The sequence below is a fragment of the Aliidiomarina sp. B3213 genome (genome assembly GCF_003290085.1).
Lineage (GTDB): Bacteria > Pseudomonadota > Gammaproteobacteria > Enterobacterales > Alteromonadaceae > Aliidiomarina.
In genome coordinates this window covers 826,956-844,479 of the sequence record NZ_QMKJ01000001.1, presented here as the reverse complement: position 1 = coordinate 844,479, position 17,524 = coordinate 826,956, and the positions used below count along the sequence as shown (strand labels likewise).

14 protein-coding genes and 3 tRNA genes are annotated in these 17,524 nt (G+C 45.7%); 14 read left to right on the top strand and 3 right to left on the bottom strand.

The window, feature by feature from the left end:
* Positions 1-94: 94 nt before the first annotated feature.
* The 8 genes from alaS (at position 95) to DQX04_RS04040 (ending at position 6,865) form a co-directional block, all read left to right on the top strand.
* Positions 95-2,704 (top strand): alanine--tRNA ligase, encoded by a 2,610-nt coding sequence (alaS, locus tag DQX04_RS04075; protein WP_111914601.1) that lies wholly within the window; start codon positions 95-97, stop codon positions 2,702-2,704.
* A 242-nt stretch (positions 2,705-2,946) separates the two neighbouring features.
* A complete protein-coding gene (gene csrA / locus DQX04_RS04070) occupies positions 2,947-3,138 on the top strand; it encodes a carbon storage regulator CsrA (protein ID WP_111914600.1) in 192 nt (63 codons plus the stop codon).
* A gap of 146 nt (positions 3,139-3,284) precedes the next feature.
* A tRNA-Ser gene (locus DQX04_RS04065) sits at positions 3,285-3,377 on the top strand.
* A gap of 11 nt (positions 3,378-3,388) precedes the next feature.
* Positions 3,389-3,465: transfer RNA gene (locus DQX04_RS04060), tRNA-Arg, on the top strand.
* A 26-nt stretch (positions 3,466-3,491) separates the two neighbouring features.
* A tRNA-Arg gene (locus DQX04_RS04055) sits at positions 3,492-3,568 on the top strand.
* A 140-nt stretch (positions 3,569-3,708) separates the two neighbouring features.
* Complete coding sequence (locus tag DQX04_RS04050) at positions 3,709-3,948, top strand: OadG family protein (RefSeq protein WP_111914599.1); 240 nt, start codon at positions 3,709-3,711, stop codon at positions 3,946-3,948.
* The gene (gene oadA, locus DQX04_RS04045) at positions 3,945-5,729 is read left to right on the top strand and encodes a sodium-extruding oxaloacetate decarboxylase subunit alpha (RefSeq protein ID WP_111914598.1); all 1,785 of its coding nucleotides are present in this window, start codon (positions 3,945-3,947) and stop codon (positions 5,727-5,729) included. The genes DQX04_RS04050 and oadA overlap by 4 nt, the downstream gene beginning before the upstream one ends.
* Positions 5,730-5,734: 5 nt before the next feature.
* A complete protein-coding gene (locus tag DQX04_RS04040; protein ID WP_111914597.1) occupies positions 5,735-6,865 on the top strand; it encodes a sodium ion-translocating decarboxylase subunit beta in 1,131 nt (376 codons plus the stop codon).
* Positions 6,866-7,043: 178 nt separating this feature from the next.
* On the opposite strand, the gene DQX04_RS04035 is transcribed toward DQX04_RS04040, so the two are convergent.
* Positions 7,044-9,701 (bottom strand): response regulator, encoded by a 2,658-nt coding sequence (locus DQX04_RS04035; protein ID WP_111914596.1) that lies wholly within the window; start codon positions 9,699-9,701, stop codon positions 7,044-7,046.
* Between the two features lie 78 nt (positions 9,702-9,779).
* On the opposite strand from DQX04_RS04035, the gene gshA reads away from it, so the two are divergent.
* The gene (gene gshA, locus DQX04_RS04030) at positions 9,780-11,396 is read left to right on the top strand and encodes a glutamate--cysteine ligase (RefSeq protein ID WP_111914595.1); all 1,617 of its coding nucleotides are present in this window, start codon (positions 9,780-9,782) and stop codon (positions 11,394-11,396) included.
* A gap of 85 nt (positions 11,397-11,481) precedes the next feature.
* The gene (locus DQX04_RS04025) at positions 11,482-12,105 is read left to right on the top strand and encodes a hypothetical protein (protein WP_111914594.1); all 624 of its coding nucleotides are present in this window, start codon (positions 11,482-11,484) and stop codon (positions 12,103-12,105) included.
* Positions 12,106-12,128: 23 nt separating this feature from the next.
* Here DQX04_RS04025 and DQX04_RS04020 read toward each other — a convergent pair whose 3' ends face one another.
* Positions 12,129-13,421 (bottom strand): HlyC/CorC family transporter, encoded by a 1,293-nt coding sequence (locus DQX04_RS04020; RefSeq protein WP_111914593.1) that lies wholly within the window; start codon positions 13,419-13,421, stop codon positions 12,129-12,131.
* Between the two features lie 81 nt (positions 13,422-13,502).
* Entirely contained in the window at positions 13,503-14,312 is an 810-nt protein-coding gene (locus DQX04_RS04015; RefSeq protein WP_165831935.1) for an inner membrane protein YpjD, read from the bottom strand.
* 119 nt (positions 14,313-14,431) lie between these two features.
* On the opposite strand from DQX04_RS04015, the gene ffh reads away from it, so the two are divergent.
* The 4 genes from ffh (at position 14,432) to trmD (ending at position 17,504) form a co-directional block, all read left to right on the top strand.
* The gene (gene ffh / locus DQX04_RS04010) at positions 14,432-15,799 is read left to right on the top strand and encodes a signal recognition particle protein (protein ID WP_111914591.1); all 1,368 of its coding nucleotides are present in this window, start codon (positions 14,432-14,434) and stop codon (positions 15,797-15,799) included.
* Positions 15,800-15,935: 136 nt separating this feature from the next.
* Complete coding sequence (gene rpsP / locus DQX04_RS04005) at positions 15,936-16,184, top strand: 30S ribosomal protein S16 (RefSeq protein ID WP_111914590.1); 249 nt, start codon at positions 15,936-15,938, stop codon at positions 16,182-16,184.
* A gap of 13 nt (positions 16,185-16,197) precedes the next feature.
* Positions 16,198-16,740 carry a ribosome maturation factor RimM gene (gene rimM, locus DQX04_RS04000; protein WP_111914589.1) on the top strand — a complete coding sequence of 181 codons (543 nt, stop codon included), beginning with the start codon at positions 16,198-16,200 and terminating at the stop codon, positions 16,738-16,740.
* Positions 16,740-17,504, top strand: a complete 765-nt coding sequence (gene trmD / locus DQX04_RS03995; protein ID WP_111914588.1) for a tRNA (guanosine(37)-N1)-methyltransferase TrmD — start codon at positions 16,740-16,742, stop codon at positions 17,502-17,504. The genes rimM and trmD overlap by 1 nt, the downstream gene beginning before the upstream one ends.
* Positions 17,505-17,524: the final 20 nt, after the last annotated feature.

Here is a 17,524-nt window from a genome sequence, read left to right as displayed (position 1 = left end):
CGTGGTATATTTTCGCCTTAATTTCACGCGTTTTCGCATAGTTGCGAGAGCGCTTCAGTTGTAAATCCAATAAGTTAATTCGGGATAGCATTCCATGAGTATGACAAGTGCTGAAATTCGTTCTGCGTTTTTTAAATTTTTTGAAGACCGTGGCCACACTGTGGTTCCTAGTGGTTCATTGATTCCCGGAAACGATGCAACACTGTTATTTACCAATGCCGGAATGGTGCCTTTTAAAGACGTATTTTTAGGGACTGACAAGCGAAACTACACCCGTGCGACAAGCTCTCAGCGCTGCGTAAGAGCTGGTGGTAAACATAATGATTTAGAAAATGTAGGCTATACCGCACGTCACCATACGTTTTTTGAGATGCTGGGTAACTTTAGTTTTGGTGACTACTTTAAGCGCGAAGCTATTCAGTATGCTTGGTCTTTCTTAACTGAAGAACTGAAACTACCTAAAGAAAAGCTTTGGGTAACGGTGTTTGAAGAAGACGACGAAGCATACGATATCTGGGCGCAAGAAATTGGCGTAAATGAAGACCGTATCAGCCGTATTGGCGCAAAAGATAATTTCTGGCAGATGGGTGATACCGGGCCATGTGGTCCATGCTCTGAGATCTTTTATGATCACGGCGAAGAAGTGTGGGGCGGTCCTCCGGGAACTCCTGAAGAAGACGGTGACCGATACATCGAAATTTGGAATTTAGTTTTCATGCAGTACAACCGTCAAGCCGACGGTACGCTAGACCCATTGCCGAACCCTTCAATTGACACCGGTATGGGATTAGAGCGCATTGCGGCGGTAATGCAGCATGTTCACTCGAACTATGAAACTGATACCTTCGTTGCGCTCATCAATAAAGCAGCTGAACTTACGCACACTAGCGATCTTTCGCAGCAGTCTTTACGTGTAATTGCAGACCACATTCGTAGCTGTTCGTTTTTAATTACGGACGGTGTTTTGCCTTCTAACGAGGGACGCGGTTACGTTTTGCGTCGTATTATTCGCCGTGCTATTCGTCATGGGCATAAGCTTGGTACCAGTGAACCATTTTTCCATAAGTTAGTTGCAGAATTGGTTCGTCTTATGGGCGACGCATTCCCTGAATTAGCGAAGGCCGAAAAGGCTATTGTAAAAGCGTTGCAGCAAGAAGAAGACCAGTTTGCTAGAACTGTGCAGCGCGGATTAAGTTTGTTAGAAGACGCTATGTCCGACTTAACTGAAGGTGACGTTCTGGCTGGCGATGTTGCGTTTAAACTTTATGACACATATGGATTTCCGCTTGATTTAACGGCCGACATTACCCGCGAAAAAGGTATTAAAATCGACCAGAAGGGTTTCGATGACGCGATGGCCGAGCAGCGTGAACGCGCGCAAAAAGCTTCAAACTTTGGCGTTGATTACAACGCTCAAGTTACTTCAGCCACTGTAACTGACTTTGTTGGCTATACAGAAACACAAAAAGACCAGGCCGAAGTCGTTGAACTATTCGTTGAGGGTAGTGCGGTAGACGCTGTTGCTCCGGGCACAGAGGCAACTGTTGTGCTGGCGCAAACTCCTTTTTATGCAGAAAGTGGTGGTCAGGTTGGCGACCAAGGCGTGTTTAACAAGGCAAGTAGTGAAGTTTTCGTAGTACAAGACACCCAATACCTAGGAAAGGGGATTGGCCATGTGGGTAAGGCTACTCAAGCTTTGAAAGTGGGTGATAAGGTCGAGGCGGTTATTAATGCTGAGCGCCGAGCGGCTATAAAGCGTAATCACTCCGCAACCCATTTAATTCACGCTGCGTTGAAAAACATTCTTGGCGACCATGTAAACCAGAAAGGTTCGTTAGTTGAAGCTGAGCGTTTCCGCTTTGACTTTTCCCATAGCCAAGCCTTAACAGCGGATGAATTGAAGGCCATTGAACTTCAGGTGAACCAACAGGTGTTGGCAAATCACACTTTGAAAACGCAAGTGATGCCTATCGAAGAAGCAAAAGCAGCTGGCGCAATGGCATTGTTTGGCGAAAAATATGACGACGATGTCCGTGTTGTTTCCATGGGGGAATACTCTATGGAATTGTGTGGTGGCACGCATGTTGAACGCACAGGCGACATTGGCTTATTCCGTATTTTGTCTGAGGGCGGTATCGCATCAGGCGTACGCCGTATTGAAGCGGTTACCGGAGATGCTGCATTGGCATTTATGCAAGGGCAGTCTGAACAGTTGCGAACACTGGCTTCTGTATTGAAAACCGATCCAAATAAAGTTTCGGAGCGTATCCAACAGGTACTTGAGAAGCAAAGAGGCTTAGAGAAAGAACTTGCTGATTTGCAGAAAGCAGCATCGGCTGAAGCTGGAGCCAAGCTCGCAGATTCTCCGGAAATGATTCATGGTGTAAAAACCGTTATTGCTTCTATACCGGGTGCAGATCCTAAGGGCTTGCGCGAGTTAGTAGACCAACTGAAAACACGCTTACAAGAAGGTATTGTACTTATTGCCGTCCCTGGTGATGACAAAGTAAGTTTAATTGCAGGTGTGTCAAAAGGACTAACAGGCAAAGTTAAGGCTGGTGAGCTAGTAAACGTAGCTGCTGGATATGTTGGTGGTAAAGGTGGCGGACGGCCTGATATGGCTCAAGCCGGTGGTAACGAACCAGCACACACAGAGAAAGCATTGGCTGAAGCCAAAACATGGTTAAATGAAAAGCTTGGATAGTTTGGTCGCATAACCTATTAATTTCAGCGCTGTTTTGAAATGTTGTTACTCCTGACTTAATAAGTTGTGCTATGCTTTTTGTTAGAGAGCAAGGTCAGCAGGTGCTGTTTACATAAGTAATAATTAATATACTACTTATGTTATAGTGTCATTCTTAATCAACTTGATACTATGCGTGCGCAGTAGCGCTTCAGTGGGAAACTCGAAGCCTATTTGGAATCGGTATTGAAGGAGCCAACTAAATGCTAATCTTAACCCGCCGGGTAGGTGAAACACTCATGATCGGTGATGACGTCACCGTGACTGTTCTGGGTGTAAAGGGAAATCAGGTGCGTATTGGTGTTAATGCGCCCAAGGATGTCTCGGTACATCGGGAAGAGATATACATGAGAATTCAGCAGGAAAAAGACGGGAACGACACTGCTGACGAATAAAGTTTAAATTTAAGAAACCGGCTCTTCGCCGGTTTTTTTGACCGAAATTGAATCATTTTGGCTATTAAAACCGCAATCAGTGGAAGAATTCCTAAAAAGCGTTGACATATTCGCTAATTTCTCTAGAATTCACGCCCACAAGTCGCGGTGAGGTGGCCGAGAGGCTGAAGGCGCTCCCCTGCTAAGGGAGTATAGGGTTTGTAGCCCTATCGAGGGTTCGAATCCCTCCCTCACCGCCAGTTAAAACAACGCGCTCGTAGCTCAACTGGATAGAGTACCTGGCTACGAACCAGGCGGTTGGAGGTTCGAGTCCTCCCGAGCGCGCCAGTTTTAACACATACCAACTTTATGATGCGCTCGTAGCTCAACTGGATAGAGTACCTGGCTACGAACCAGGCGGTTGGAGGTTCGAGTCCTCCCGAGCGCGCCATTTCCTTGTTTTATATCTACTATTACAAATGACACGGCATTTCCTTGCCTTGTACCCTCGAATATTTCTGCGCGTTCTGTACACTTAGATAATTCATTTACTCGTTGGAGTAAATATTAAATTCAGAAGAGCGCGAGTTTATGTCGAATCAATTAATTACAAACGCAGTTGAACTCATGTTTGCAGGAATGGGCGTAGTCTTTTTGTTCTTGCTCGTATTAACTACGGTCACCTATATCTTAGGTTGGATCGCACCGAGTAAAGAACCCGCTCAACGTGAAACTGCCACATCGACCAATACTTCAGATCATTCTTCCATAGTTGCGGCCATCGCTGTTGCTGTGAAGCAGTACCGTAAGGACAAGGGGAGTCAAAAATGAGTCAGCCATTAAAACTAACAGAACTAGTGCTAAGAGACGCTCACCAATCATTGTTGGCAACGCGGTTTAGACTAGAAGACATGCTTCCTATTGCTGAGAAGCTAGACCAAGTTGGTTATTGGTCTATGGAGAGCTGGGGTGGCGCGACTTTTGACTCTTGCATTCGTTATTTAGGCGAAGATCCTTGGGAGCGCTTAAGAGAAATTAAGAAGGCAATGCCAAACACGCCTCAGCAAATGCTGCTGCGCGGACAAAACCTATTAGGCTATCGTCATTATGCTGATGACGTAGTAAAGCGCTTTGTGGAGCGTGCTAAAACGAATGGTGTAGATGTTTTCAGAATTTTCGACGCCATGAATGATGTACGTAACCTAAAGACGGCTATTCAAGCAACCATAGACAATGACGGACATGCTCAAGGCACAATGTCTTATACAGTGAGCCCGGTGCATACGCTTGAGAAATGGTTAGATATGGCTGAAGAGCTTGAGTCTTTGGGATGTCATTCGATTTGTATCAAAGACATGGCCGGGCTTTTACGTCCGTACGATGCACATGAATTAATCACTGGCTTGAAAAAGCGAGTTTCTATTCCTATCGCCATGCAATGCCACGCAACAACTGGTTTAAGTACTGCAACGTACATGAAAGCCATCGATGCTGGAATAGACATGTTAGACACCGCTGTATCTTCCATGAGCATGACTTATGGCCACACAGCAACTGAAACTATTGTTGCAACAACGGAAGGCTCTGAGCGCGATACAGGTCTTTCTCTCGAGCGTTTGGAAGAGATTGCTACATATTTCCGTGGAGTACGGAAAAAATACGCCAAGTTTGAAGGTGCGCTTAAAGGCATTGATGCGCGAATTCTGTTGGCACAAGTTCCAGGTGGCATGCTTACGAATATGGAAAATCAACTGCGTGAGCAGGGGGCTGCGGATAAATTTGATGAAGTACTCGCCGAGATACCAAAGGTTAGAGAAGATTTAGGTTTTATTCCTCTGGTTACACCAACCTCTCAAATTGTTGGTACTCAAGCTGTATTAAACGTTCTTACTGGGGAACGGTACAAGTCTATTTCGAAGGAAACAGCTGCTGTACTGAAAGGTGAGTATGGCGCTACAGCTGCACCAGTGAACGAAGACATTCAAAAACGCGTGCTTGACGGTGGCGAAGCCATTACATGCAGACCAGCGGATTTGCTTGAGAACGAATTTGATAGCATCAAGAGTGAGCTTCAAGAAAAAGCCAAAGCGTCTAACATCGAACTTGCTGAAGATTTAGATGACGACGTACTCACATATGCGTTGTTCCCACAGGTAGGGCTTAAGTTTCTTGAAAATAGAAATAACCCAGATGCTTTTGAGCCAGCTCCAACGGGAGAAGAAACGACCAGTTCAGCAACTCCTCAATCAAATACCGGCTCAGAAACTTATGATGTGCGAGTGGACGGCAAGGTGTTCAATGTTGAAGTAGGTCCGAATGGTAGTCTGCAAAACATTAAACAAACCTCATCTCAAAAAGAAGATGCTCAACCTGCTCCTAGCACGACTGGAAATGGTGCTGAAATAAATGCTCCATTGTCAGGCAACGTCTGGAAAATCCTTGTGAAGAAAGGTGATCAGGTCGCAGCAGGGGATGTCGTTATTATTCTTGAAGCGATGAAAATGGAAACTGAGATCAGAGCTGAAGAGGGCGGCATAGTTCAAGATTTACACGTCGCAGAAGGCGCAAGTGTTCAGACTGGAGAGGCGTTAATTAGCCTGCAGGGAGAGTAACCAAAATGGACATTCTTAATACACTTTGGGAGTCAACAGGAGTTGGCTCGCTGTCTCTCGGCATGGCTGCGATGATAGCGGTAGGCTTATTGCTTATTTACCTAGCCGTAGTCCATAAGTTTGAACCCTTGCTACTACTTCCTATTGGTTTTGGAGCCATCCTGACCAATATTCCATTGGCCGGATTAAACGAAGACGGTGGCTTGCTGTATTACCTTTATGCGGCGGGTATCAGTACAGGTGTATTTCCGTTGCTGATCTTTATGGGTGTTGGTGCACTGACGGACTTTGGCGCATTGTTGGCTAACCCGAAGGTCATGGTACTTGGCGCCGCGGCTCAATTTGGTATTTTCGCAACCTTGATTGGTGCGGTGGCTTTGAATGTTGTGCCAGGACTCGAGTTTACACTTCAACAAGCATCGGCTATCGCGATTATTGGTGGGGCAGATGGTCCAACCGCTATTTATCTAGCATCACAGTTGGCACCAGAACTATTGGGTCCCATTGCTGTGGCTGCATATTCTTACATGGCTCTTGTACCGATTATTCAACCGCCGGTTATGCGTTTATTAACAAACGAGAAAGAGCGAAAAATTCGTATGGTGCAGCTTAAGCCTGTGTCTAAACGTGCGAAAATTCTATTTCCATTGTTAGTGTTATTACTTACTGCGATGCTGTTGCCTACCGCTGCTCCTTTGGTGGGAATGTTTTGCTTGGGGAATCTGATGCGCGAAAGCGGCGTAGTAGAGCGTCTAAGTGGTGCCGCGCAGAATGAGCTCATTAATATTGTAACGATTTTCCTTGGCTTGTCTGTGGGCGCACAGTTGTCAGCTGCCAAGTTTTTATCGGTGCAAACGCTAGGCATTTTGGTACTCGGTGCGATTGCCTTTGTTATTGGAACAGCAGCCGGCGTGCTTATGGCGAAGCTTATGAACGTATTTAGCAAGCAGCCAATAAATCCGCTTATTGGTGCTGCTGGGGTGTCTGCAGTGCCTATGGCCGCGCGAGTGGTGAACAAGGAAGGCTTAAAAGCCGATCCGCAGAACTTCTTGCTGATGCATGCCATGGGACCAAACGTCGCCGGCGTACTTGGCTCTGCGGTTGCTGCAGGTGTTCTATTGGCACTTGTTGGCTAAATGAACTAGTCGAGCTGCGTAAGCCACATCATTAACGTGTAAAACGCAGCGATAACACAGCTGAAAATGAGGATATACAAGAACCCTTGTTTTCCTTGTTTGAGGCTGTAGCCCCTTGTTTGTAAGTAAAATACCCAAATGAGGCAGAGCACTAGTGGTATTAAGAAGAGTAGTCTAATCATTGCTTTGTCTCGTTGTTTAATTCAGTTTGAACCATCTGTAAGTCATGTGACGCTTGCTCTGCTTGATCGAGCAGGGTCTCTAACCCCATAATTTGGTCTGCAATTGCCCCGGAGTCTTCCGCGCTTGCTGCAGTTTCTAACGCAGCTGCCTTTTTGTGCAATGCATTTAGCCCTAAATTACCAGCCGCACCTTTTAAGGTGTGAAAATAACGTCTGGCTTCATCGTACTTTCCTTTATAAATGAAGTCAGACACTTTCTGAGCACTTTGTCTGTATTGTGCTACAAGTTGCGACACCAATTTAATATAAAGGCCTATGTTCTGATTAAGGCGCTTTAAGGCACCTTCGAAGTCGACACCCTTTACAATCGGGTAACGCACAGTGGGTGCGCTCGTTGTTTCTACTTTAGGTTTAATTTCTTTCTGCTCGTATGGACCTGGTAATGCCCATTTGTTGATCTGGTTAATCAAGAACTCTTCGTCGATAGGTTTAGGAATATGTCCTTGCATACCAGCAGCCAGTGACTTCTCTATATCTCCACTCATTGCATTCGCAGTCATCGCTAATATAGGAAGTTGTTGATAACTAAACTGCTGTCGAATCGACTCTGAAGCTTTATAGCCGTCCATAATAGGCATTTGAATATCCATAAGAACAAGCGCGTAAACGCGGTTTTGAACTTGCTCTACGGCTTCTTGCCCATGATTTGCAATGTCGACCTGAAAACCTAAGTTTTCCAGTATTTCTCGGGCCACATGCTGGTTCACTTCGTTGTCTTCGACGACCAAAATAGGCGCGTTACGTAGTGACTCAGAAATTTTGTGTTCTGATTTCGAAGCCTGCCCGTCTTCAAGCTGTGATTTTGTCTTGAATACCGCTGAAGAAATGACGCGCGCAAGCGTGTTTGTTGTGTAAGGCTTGGTAATAAAGTCTCGGGCCCCAACTTGTTTAACTTTTTCAGCTAATTCTTCAGCATAGTAGCCCGTCGCAATAATCATTTGCGGGCAATTTTCTTCACTAAACTCTTGGTGTACGCGCTCTACTAACGTTACGCCGTCGATGCCAGGTAGCCGCCAGTCGATGAGCATTACCTGGTAGGGCTCTCCGTTTTTCACCGCCTCATGTAGAATATCGAGAGCTTGCTCACCTGTTCGTGCCACTTTTGCGTCCATGTCGTATGAGCGGAGTGTTTCGTATAGCATTTCACGAGTACTTAAATTGTCATCTACGGCAAGAATACGCGTGCCGCTTAGCTTTTCTAATATGAGTTGATGGTGAGACACGTCTTGGTCGCTTTGAATAGGTAACGCCAACTCAATGTAGAAGGTAGAACCTTGTCCTTGCGAACTGGTTACACCCATATCTCCGTTCATAAGGGTAATAAGACGACGCGAAATAGTGAGTCCTAAACCTGTTCCGCCAAACTTCCTCGTGGTAGAAGAGTCGGCTTGGGTGAATGCCTGAAAGAGGTTTGCGCGCTGCTCTTCGCTCATACCTATGCCAGTGTCGGTAACCGAAATACGCAAGTAAATTTGACTGGAAGTTTGCTCGAGCAAAGTACAGGTTACGGAGATTTCACCTTCTTCGGTAAATTTAATGGCATTGCTCACAAGGTTGATCAACACCTGACTTAAGCGCATTGGGTCGCCCAGCAGCATCGTGGGAATATTTGCTGGAAGGTTGATAATAAACTCTAGGTCTTTGTCATAGGCTTTGTAGGCGAACATATCGGCTAGTGTGCCTAAGACTTCGTCGAGGTCGAAAGGAATTCGCTCAATCGTAAGCTTATTAGCCTCGATTTTGGAAAAGTCGAGGATATCGTTAATAACCCCGAGAAGAGCTTTAGAGGAACTGTCTATGACTTTCAAGTAACGCTTTTGCTTAGCGTCGAGCTCGGTTTTTAATGTAAGGTTAGCCATTCCGACAATAGCGTTTATCGGCGTGCGAATTTCGTGGCTCATATTGGCAAGAAAGTCACTTTTAGACTGGTTCGCATGTTCTGCTTCATCTTTCGCTTGTTCCGCAGCTATTTTCGCTTTTTCCATTTGCTCAGAGGCCGCGCGTACACTAGTAATGTCGTAGTAACTACATAACACGCCAATAACTTCGCCATATTCTGAGTATAAAGGAACACAGCTATGCTCTACCCAGCGTTGTTGGTTGTTCGCATCTGTAATTTGTAGCGACAGCTCTCGGGGGAGGTTCTTGTCCTGATTTTTCAAATCTTCTGTGGTGAAGTTGAATAGGGCTTGATTGGCTTGAAAGCTTTCAAAGTTTTCAACACTTTCACCAATGATATCTTCAGGTTGTTGAAAGCCAAAATCTTTGAGGAACGCTTGGTTTGCACCCAAAAAGTTCATATTTTGGTCGAACCAATAAACTCGATTGGGTAAATCGTTAAAAACTTGCTGGAGTAATTGTGTGCTACTTGGTGCAAAAAATGCGGGTGAAGCTGTTGCTGTATGAAGCTCGCTGTCTTTCCAACCCGAACGTGTTTTCCAGCCATAAACCAATGAGGCAAGTAGTAAAACCACCAGCAAACCAACAGCTGGCGTTTTGGGTAACAAAAATACACATACCAAACCTAAGGCATTAAATAACCAGTATCCGTGTTGGAACCAAGTCCAGATTTTTGGACGAGATGTTGCGTTCAATCGCAGCTCCTTTGTATGTATTTTTCTGTAGAGTGTGGCAAACTACGCGGCATCATATCAAACATTAACTGGAACGTTATGCAGTTACATTATGGACTTGCGCCAGACGCTTTGTTGGAGCTACCGGAAATTCGTAGTAGCTTGCAACATTTACAAAGAGGTATTGAACGCGAAGCACTGCGCATAACACCTCAAGGACGTCTTGCAACCACGTTACACCCAGAAAGTCAGTTGGGCGCCACGCTTACGCATCCGCATATCACCACAGATTATGCTGAAGCTCTTATGGAATTTATCACACCTGTGGCAAGGTCGGTACAAGAAACACTGGCTCAGTTGCGTGATCTCCACCGTATTACGTTTAACGCAATTGGTGACGAATTGCTGTGGCCATTGAGTATGCCGTGCTATGTAAACGAATTAAGTGATATTCGCATTGCGCAGTATGGTTCTTCGCACACAGGGCAAATGAAGCAAGTATACCGCAAGGGCTTAACTCATCGGTACGGCGCGATGATGCAAACGATTGCCGGCGTGCATTATAACTTTTCTGTACCAGACTCGTTTTGGAAAGCGTTATCGCAGGCGAACGGAGAAATTGACTCAGTAGAATATCGCTCGAGCCGTTATTTTGCGCTTATACGTAATTTCAAGCGGTTAGCTTGGGTTATTCCATACTTCTTCGGGGCTTCTCCTTTGCTTTGCCAGTCTTTCCTGAAACACGCAAATGGCGATCTTGAGCTAGAAAAATATCCTGGCGGTTGGGCGGGACTGCCATACGCCACTTCATTAAGAATGAGCGATTTAGGCTACACCAACAAAGAGCAAGCTGAGTTGGGTATAACTTACAACTCATTGGAAGAATATGTCGCGGGCTTGCGCAGAGCCGTGTTCACGCCGTCAAAGTCTTTTGAGGCTATTGGCGTTCGTGCGGGTGATGACTGGAAGCAGCTCAATAGCAATATTTTACAAATTGAAAACGAATTCTACTCGCCAATTCGCCCTAAACAAGTTGCGAAATCTGGTGAAACTCCAACACAAGCCCTAGAGCGGGGTGGGGTTGAGTACATTGAGGTTCGAGCATTAGATGTAAACCCGTGGAGCTCAGTAGGTATTACTGAAACCCAAATGCGCTTCCTTGATATGTTTTTATTACATTGTTTAATTTCACCGAGTGCTGACCTGTCTATTGAAGAGCAATTAGATACTGAACGTTTGGTGACTGAGGTTGTACTTGAGGGAAGAAAGCCGCACCTAGTGCTAACCGACGAAGCTGGAGCCATTTCAGTACAAGAGCGTTTGGAAAACCTTTTTGAAGCGTTTCAACCTATCGCTGAAGCATTAGATGAATCTCGTGAAAGCACGCCTTACCACGACGTAATCAATGAACTAACGGTTGCTATCGAAGACCCTGAGCAGACTATGTCTGGCAAGTTGTCTGCGCATCTTCAGAATTCTGTAGGTGATCAAGAGCATCCAGCAATGGTTTGGGCTGAACAGTATAAACAGCAGTTGCAAACTAGCTCGCTGGAGTTTTATACGAGTGAACATGTTGAACAATGGCGAGAAGAGTCTTTAAGCGCAAAAGCCAAAGTAGAGCAAGACTCTGAAGGTTCGTTTGCTGAGTTCTTGGAAGCTTACTTTAATAGGGCTCAGGAAAAAAAACAGCGCGCCGAATGGGGCGCGCTTAAATAAGATTTACAACTTTTCCAGGGGATGAAGGCTTACATCTTAACCTTTCAGTAAGTATGAGTGCGGGATAAGAAAAAGGTTCAAAAAAATGCAGAAAAAATTTTTAGCGCTTACAGCCTCGGCGATTTTAGTGACTTCTCTTGCGGGCTGTACAACGGCTCCGCCCCGAGAGCCGGAAAATATTTGTAATATATTTGAAGAACGTCGCGACTGGTGGAAAGACGCTAAACGAATGCGTGATGAGTGGGGCGCTCCTATTCATGTACCCATGGCGATGATGTATCAAGAAAGCTCCTTCCAAGCTCGAGCTCAGCCTCCTCGCCGCTATGTTCTAGGCTTTATCCCTTGGGGCCGGATTAGTGACGCGTATGGTTACGCTCAGGCAAAAACCATGACTTGGGACGACTATATTCGTGAAACAGGAAGTCGCAGAGCGCGCAGAGACAACTTCGGTGACGCTATCGACTTTATGGGGTGGTTCATTAGCAAGTCTCAGCAAATAAACGGCGTATCGAAGTGGGATGCTTATGCCCAATATCTCAACTATCACGAAGGTTGGGGTGGCTATCAGCGCAGAAGCTATAACCAGAAGCAGTGGCTAATCCGCGTGGCGCGTCAGGTCGATGAGCGCTCTACGCGTTATGCACAGCAGTTAGCGGGTTGTGAGAAAGACTTGAACCGTGGATGGTTATGGCGTTTGTTCTTCGGTTAGAAAAGTAATTTAAAAAAGCGAGCTTAGCTCGCTTTTTTTCTGGACTTTTTCCGAGTGCTAGGCAGGATACGAACCTCTTTAATCACACTATCGGTGACTTCGATAATTTCAATGCGATGGTTCGCTATTTCCACACACATGACGCTGTCTGGAATGTCTCCAATATGCTCTGTTAACAAGCCATTGAGTGTTTTTGGACCGTCGATAGGGAAGTTTAACTGCAACTCTTTATTGAGTTCTCGTAGGTTAGCCGTTCCTTCAACTACCATGCTGCCGTCTTCTTCACGGGTCATGTTATCGGTTGTTTGACCTGCGATTGTTGTCGTGAAGTCACCCACGATCTCTTCAAGAATATCCTCTAGTGTAACTAGACCTTGAATGTCGCCATATTCGTCAACAACTAACCCGATGCGTTCTTTATTTTGCTGGAACTTCACAAGTTGCACGTTCAGCGGCGTTCCTTCTGGAATAAAATAAATGTCACGCGCAGCTCTTACTAACGAGGGTTTGTCGGCTTCATCTTGGTATTTAGTAATGAGTCGAACCATGTCTCTGGCGTGAAGGAAGCCGATTGCGTCGTCTATTTCACCGCGGAACAATACGACCAACGTGTTTTGCATATTAATTAACTGGCGCGTAATTACGCCCCAGTCTGCATTGATATCAATAGCATTGATGTCGTTGCGCGGAATCATGATGTCGTCTACGGTCACTTTTTCTAAATCGAGAATGCTAAGTAACATTTCTTGGTGTCGAGACGGAATGAGTTGGCCTGCTTCGTGAACTACAGTACGAAGCTCTTCAGCGGACAACGTGTCCTTTCCTGCAGCTTGTGGGTTAATACCCATCATGCGCATAAGACCATTGGTAATGAAGTTAACAGCTGCAACTAATGGGTAGAATATTTTGAGCATTGGCTTAAGCAGCCAAGAGCTAGGAAAAGCAATGCGCTCTGGATGCAATGCAGCAATTGTTTTCGGCGTTACTTCGGCAAAAATGAGTACCATAAGTGTCAGTACAACGGTGGCTATAGCGATACCGTAATCACCGTAAAGGCGCATACCAATAATGGTAGCGATAGCCGATGCGGCTATGTTTACTAGGTTGTTGCCGATAAGAATCAGACCGATCAGCCTGTCGGGTCTGTCGAGCAGGAAAGAAACGCGCCTCGCGCCACGGTGGCCGCTTTGTGCTAGGTGTCTCAGGCGATACCTGTTAACCGACATCATGCCAGTTTCAGAGCCCGAAAAGTAACCAGAGATAAGTAACAGAATGCCTAGTGCGATAAACAGCGTACTAAGGGGAAGTTCGTCCAAGTTATTTTCCTGTTATGAATACGAGGTTACTAATGTATGGACGCGCGCGAGGATGTCAAGTTCTCTTTTCAACGAACGTGATTAAGAGATAATCACGTCGCGAACAATTCGGCTACCAAAATACGCAATACTTAGAATAATTGAAGCAATAATCGTCCAAATAACAACTGGACGACCGCGTGCTCCATTGAAGTAATGAACCGCAATAATTGAGCCATAGCCCAGCCAAGCGGCGATAGAAAGTACTGTTTTATGGAGCTGTTCAGAGGCAAACAAGTTATCTACAAACAAGAAACCTGCGACAATAGCTAGCGAAAGCACTATTGTGCCGGCAGTCAGAAGACGAAAGAAATATTGTTCTACAGACATAAGCGGCGGTAAGCGCTCGTCTAACGCTTTTGCAGAACGTTGTTTTAATACCTTGTTCAGGTGAAGGATTTGCAGCGCGTATAAAGTGGCTAGTAATAACAAACTAAATGCCAACAAAGACAATACGATATGTACAACCAATCCTACCGATAAGCTACCGGTGGTTTGGCTCGATGAACCTGCGAACAATAACGCAAGAATAACGCTGACTAAGGCAAAGCCAAATATGGCCGGGCGCAACATAAGCGAAGCAAGCTGTTGCCCTCTACTGAGTGAAAAAACGCCTAATAGCCAAGCAATTGCTGTAAAAGCGGTCAGGAAGTCGAGTGACTCCATTCCCATACTGTTAATAATGATGGCGATAAAGAAACCGTGAAGTACGACTGCACTGACGCTGGTAACGGTAACGCGTTGCTGCAAAGTACGAGAGGCAGTTAATCGCTGGTTAAGGAAATAAATAGAAAATGCGTAAGCGACCAGGCTCAGAAGGGCTAGTGTGCTAGAAAGAATAGGCGCAGTCATTTTATTATCCTGATTTTTGAGAATGATTCGCATTAAGATTTTGAGATTATAAGCGGTTTCATCGCCAAACCCAAATGCTTTAAGTATAATACCGAAAACTTTGTCGACAGGAAGAAAACATGTTTGAGAATTTAAGTGAACGTCTCTCGCAAACTTTAAAGAATATTAGCGGGCGCGGGCGTCTTACTGAAGACAACATCAAAGATACTTTACGTGAAGTGCGAATGGCGCTGTTAGAAGCCGATGTTGCACTTCCTGTAGTAAAAGACTTTATTGCTAAGGTTAAAGAGCGTGCACTGGGTGTAGAGGTCAATAAAAACCTTAACCCTGGGCAAGTATTTGTAAAAATTGTTCGCACCGAGCTAGAAGTAGCCATGGGCGAAGCAAATGTACCGTTAGACCTGTCTACTCAACCTCCGGCCGTAATCATGATGGCGGGCTTGCAAGGCGCGGGTAAAACCACAAGTGTGGGTAAGCTTGCGCGTCATTTGCGAGAGAAACAAAAGAAAAAAGTTTTGGTGGTGAGTGCCGACGTGTACCGCCCAGCAGCGATAGCGCAGCTAGAGCGATTGGCGGAAGAGGTTGAAGTTGAGTTTTTCCCTTCAAGCACAGAACAAAAGCCAGTAGATATTGCTAACGCTGCAATTGCGCACGCGAAGAAAAAGTTTCTTGATGTTGTATTGGTGGATACCGCTGGTCGATTAGCGGTTGATCAAGAAATGATGGAGGAAATTAAAAACCTTCATCAAGCCATTACGCCGATCGAGACTTTATTCGTGGTTGACGCCATGACAGGTCAAGACGCGGCAAACACAGCGAAAGCGTTTAACGAAGCTCTACCGCTTACTGGTGTCATTCTTACTAAAATTGACGGTGATGCACGTGGCGGTGCTGCGCTTTCTATTCGTCATATCACGGGTAAACCCATTAAGTTCCTTGGTGTTGGTGAGAAAAACACTGCGCTAGAGCCATTCCATCCAGACCGTATCGCTGGTCGTATTTTGGGTATGGGCGATGTCCTGAGTCTTATCGAGGAAGTTGAACAAAGAGTCGATAAGGAAAAAGCCGAAAAAGTTGCCAAAAAGGTCATGAAAAGCGGGAAGTTTAGTTTAGAAGACTTTCGTGAGCAGCTGGCGCAAATGCGGAATATGGGTGGCATGATGGGACTAATGGATAAGTTGCCAGGCATGGGACAAATGGCGGGCAAAATGCAGGGGCAACTAGACGACAAGTCGACCTTGCGCATGGAAGCCATTATTAGCTCTATGACCGCGCAGGAACGAAATCATCCTGACATTATTAAAGGCTCAAGAAAACGCAGAATCGCTGCTGGCTCTGGTGTCCAAGTACAAGATGTGAACCGCTTATTAAAGCAGTTCACGCAAATGCAAAAAATGATGAAGAAGATGAAAGGCGGCGGCATGGCTAAAATGATGCGCCAAATGGGCGGAAAAATGCCGCCTGGAATGTTTCCTGGTGGCCGTTAATCAGCCTTTTTACTTGCTTTTTGGCGAAAAATCCGTAGAATCGTGCGACCTCTCAATCTAGGTTGAGGGGTACTTTAACTTTGAACATTCATTTTGCAGTTGAAAAATTGCAAACCAGAACTAATTGAGGACGGTAATGGTAACCATTCGTTTACAACGGGGTGGCGCGAAAAAGCGTCCATTCTACCAAATGGTTGTTACTGACAGTCGTAATGCTCGTGATGGGCGTTTCATCGAAAATGTCGGTTTCTTTAACCCTCTGGCTCGTGGCCAGGAAGAAAAACTACGTATTGACTTAGGTCGCGTTGATCATTGGTTAGGCCAAGGTGCCCAACTTTCTGATCGTGTAGCGAAACTTGTTCGCGAACACAAAGCAGCAGCCTAAGGTTAAATATTCGATGACTTCAGACGCAGTAAAGGACGAAGATCTCGTAGTTTTAGGAACGCTTGGTGCTGTTTACGGGATCAAGGGTTGGCTTCGAATCAACGCGTTTACGGACGAAGCATCAGGAATATTTGAATATGCACCGTGGTTTATTGGCCGTAAAGGTGCATGGCAACAAACTGAAGTCAGCCAATGGCGCTGGCATAATAAAGGTTTAGTTGCGAAATTAGCGGGAATTGAAGACCGAGACGCAGCAGCGCTGTTAACGGGTATGGAGATTGCCGTACCGGCAAGTGAATTGCCGGAGCTTGAAGAGAACGAATTTTATTGGCGTGATCTTGCAGGCATGCGTGTTGTAAATGAAAAAGGTTACGACATGGGTGTTGTGGATCACTTACTGTCCACAGTTGCTAACGACGTTTTAGTGGTAACTGCAAACAGTAACGATGCCTTCGGAAAGCGTGAACGTTTGATTCCGTTTATTCAGTCTCAATATGTGACTGAAGTAAACAAAGAGTCGAACACGATAACGGTAGACTGGCCTGCGGATTTCTAATGGCTAATGAACTACACGTTGGGGTGGTTACACTGTTTCCGGAAATGCTAAGTGCAATTACGGAATACGGCGTAACACGACGCGCAGTTAAAGAAGGTTTGCTTTCAGTAGACGCGTGGAATCCTAGAGATTACACAACTGACAAGCATCGTACCGTGGACGACCGGCCTTATGGTGGTGGTCCTGGAATGCTCATGATGGTAGAGCCTTTAAGAGCGGCGATAGCCGACGCAAAGCAAGCTATTCAAGAGAGCTCTGGTACGAAACCCAAAGTGATTTATTTGTCGCCGCAAGGTCGACGCTTAGATCAAAAGGGTGTTGTTGGTTTAAGTCAAACTCGTTCGCTGGTTCTCGTAGCTGGGCGTTACGAAGGAATTGACGAGCGTGTTATTGAAAGCGATATCGACGAAGAGTGGTCGATTGGCGATTTTGTGCTTTCGGGCGGAGAGTTACCGGCGATGGTTCTTATCGATGCATTGGCAAGGCAGGTTCCTGGTGTATTGGGACATAACGACTCAGCGCAAGAGGACTCTTTTGCAAACGGGCTGTTAGACTTCCCACAGTACACGAGACCTGAAGTTCTTGATGGCAAATCGGTGCCTGCTGTATTACTCAGCGGACATCATGAAGAAATTAACAGGTGGCGGTTAACACAGTCTTTAAAAAGAACGTGGGAACGGCGACCCGACTTAATCAATGACCTAGCTCTGACTGACGAGCAACGAGATATTTTGGCGAAAATTGTCGACCAAGAAGAACGTTAATCGGGTGGTTTATCTAGGAG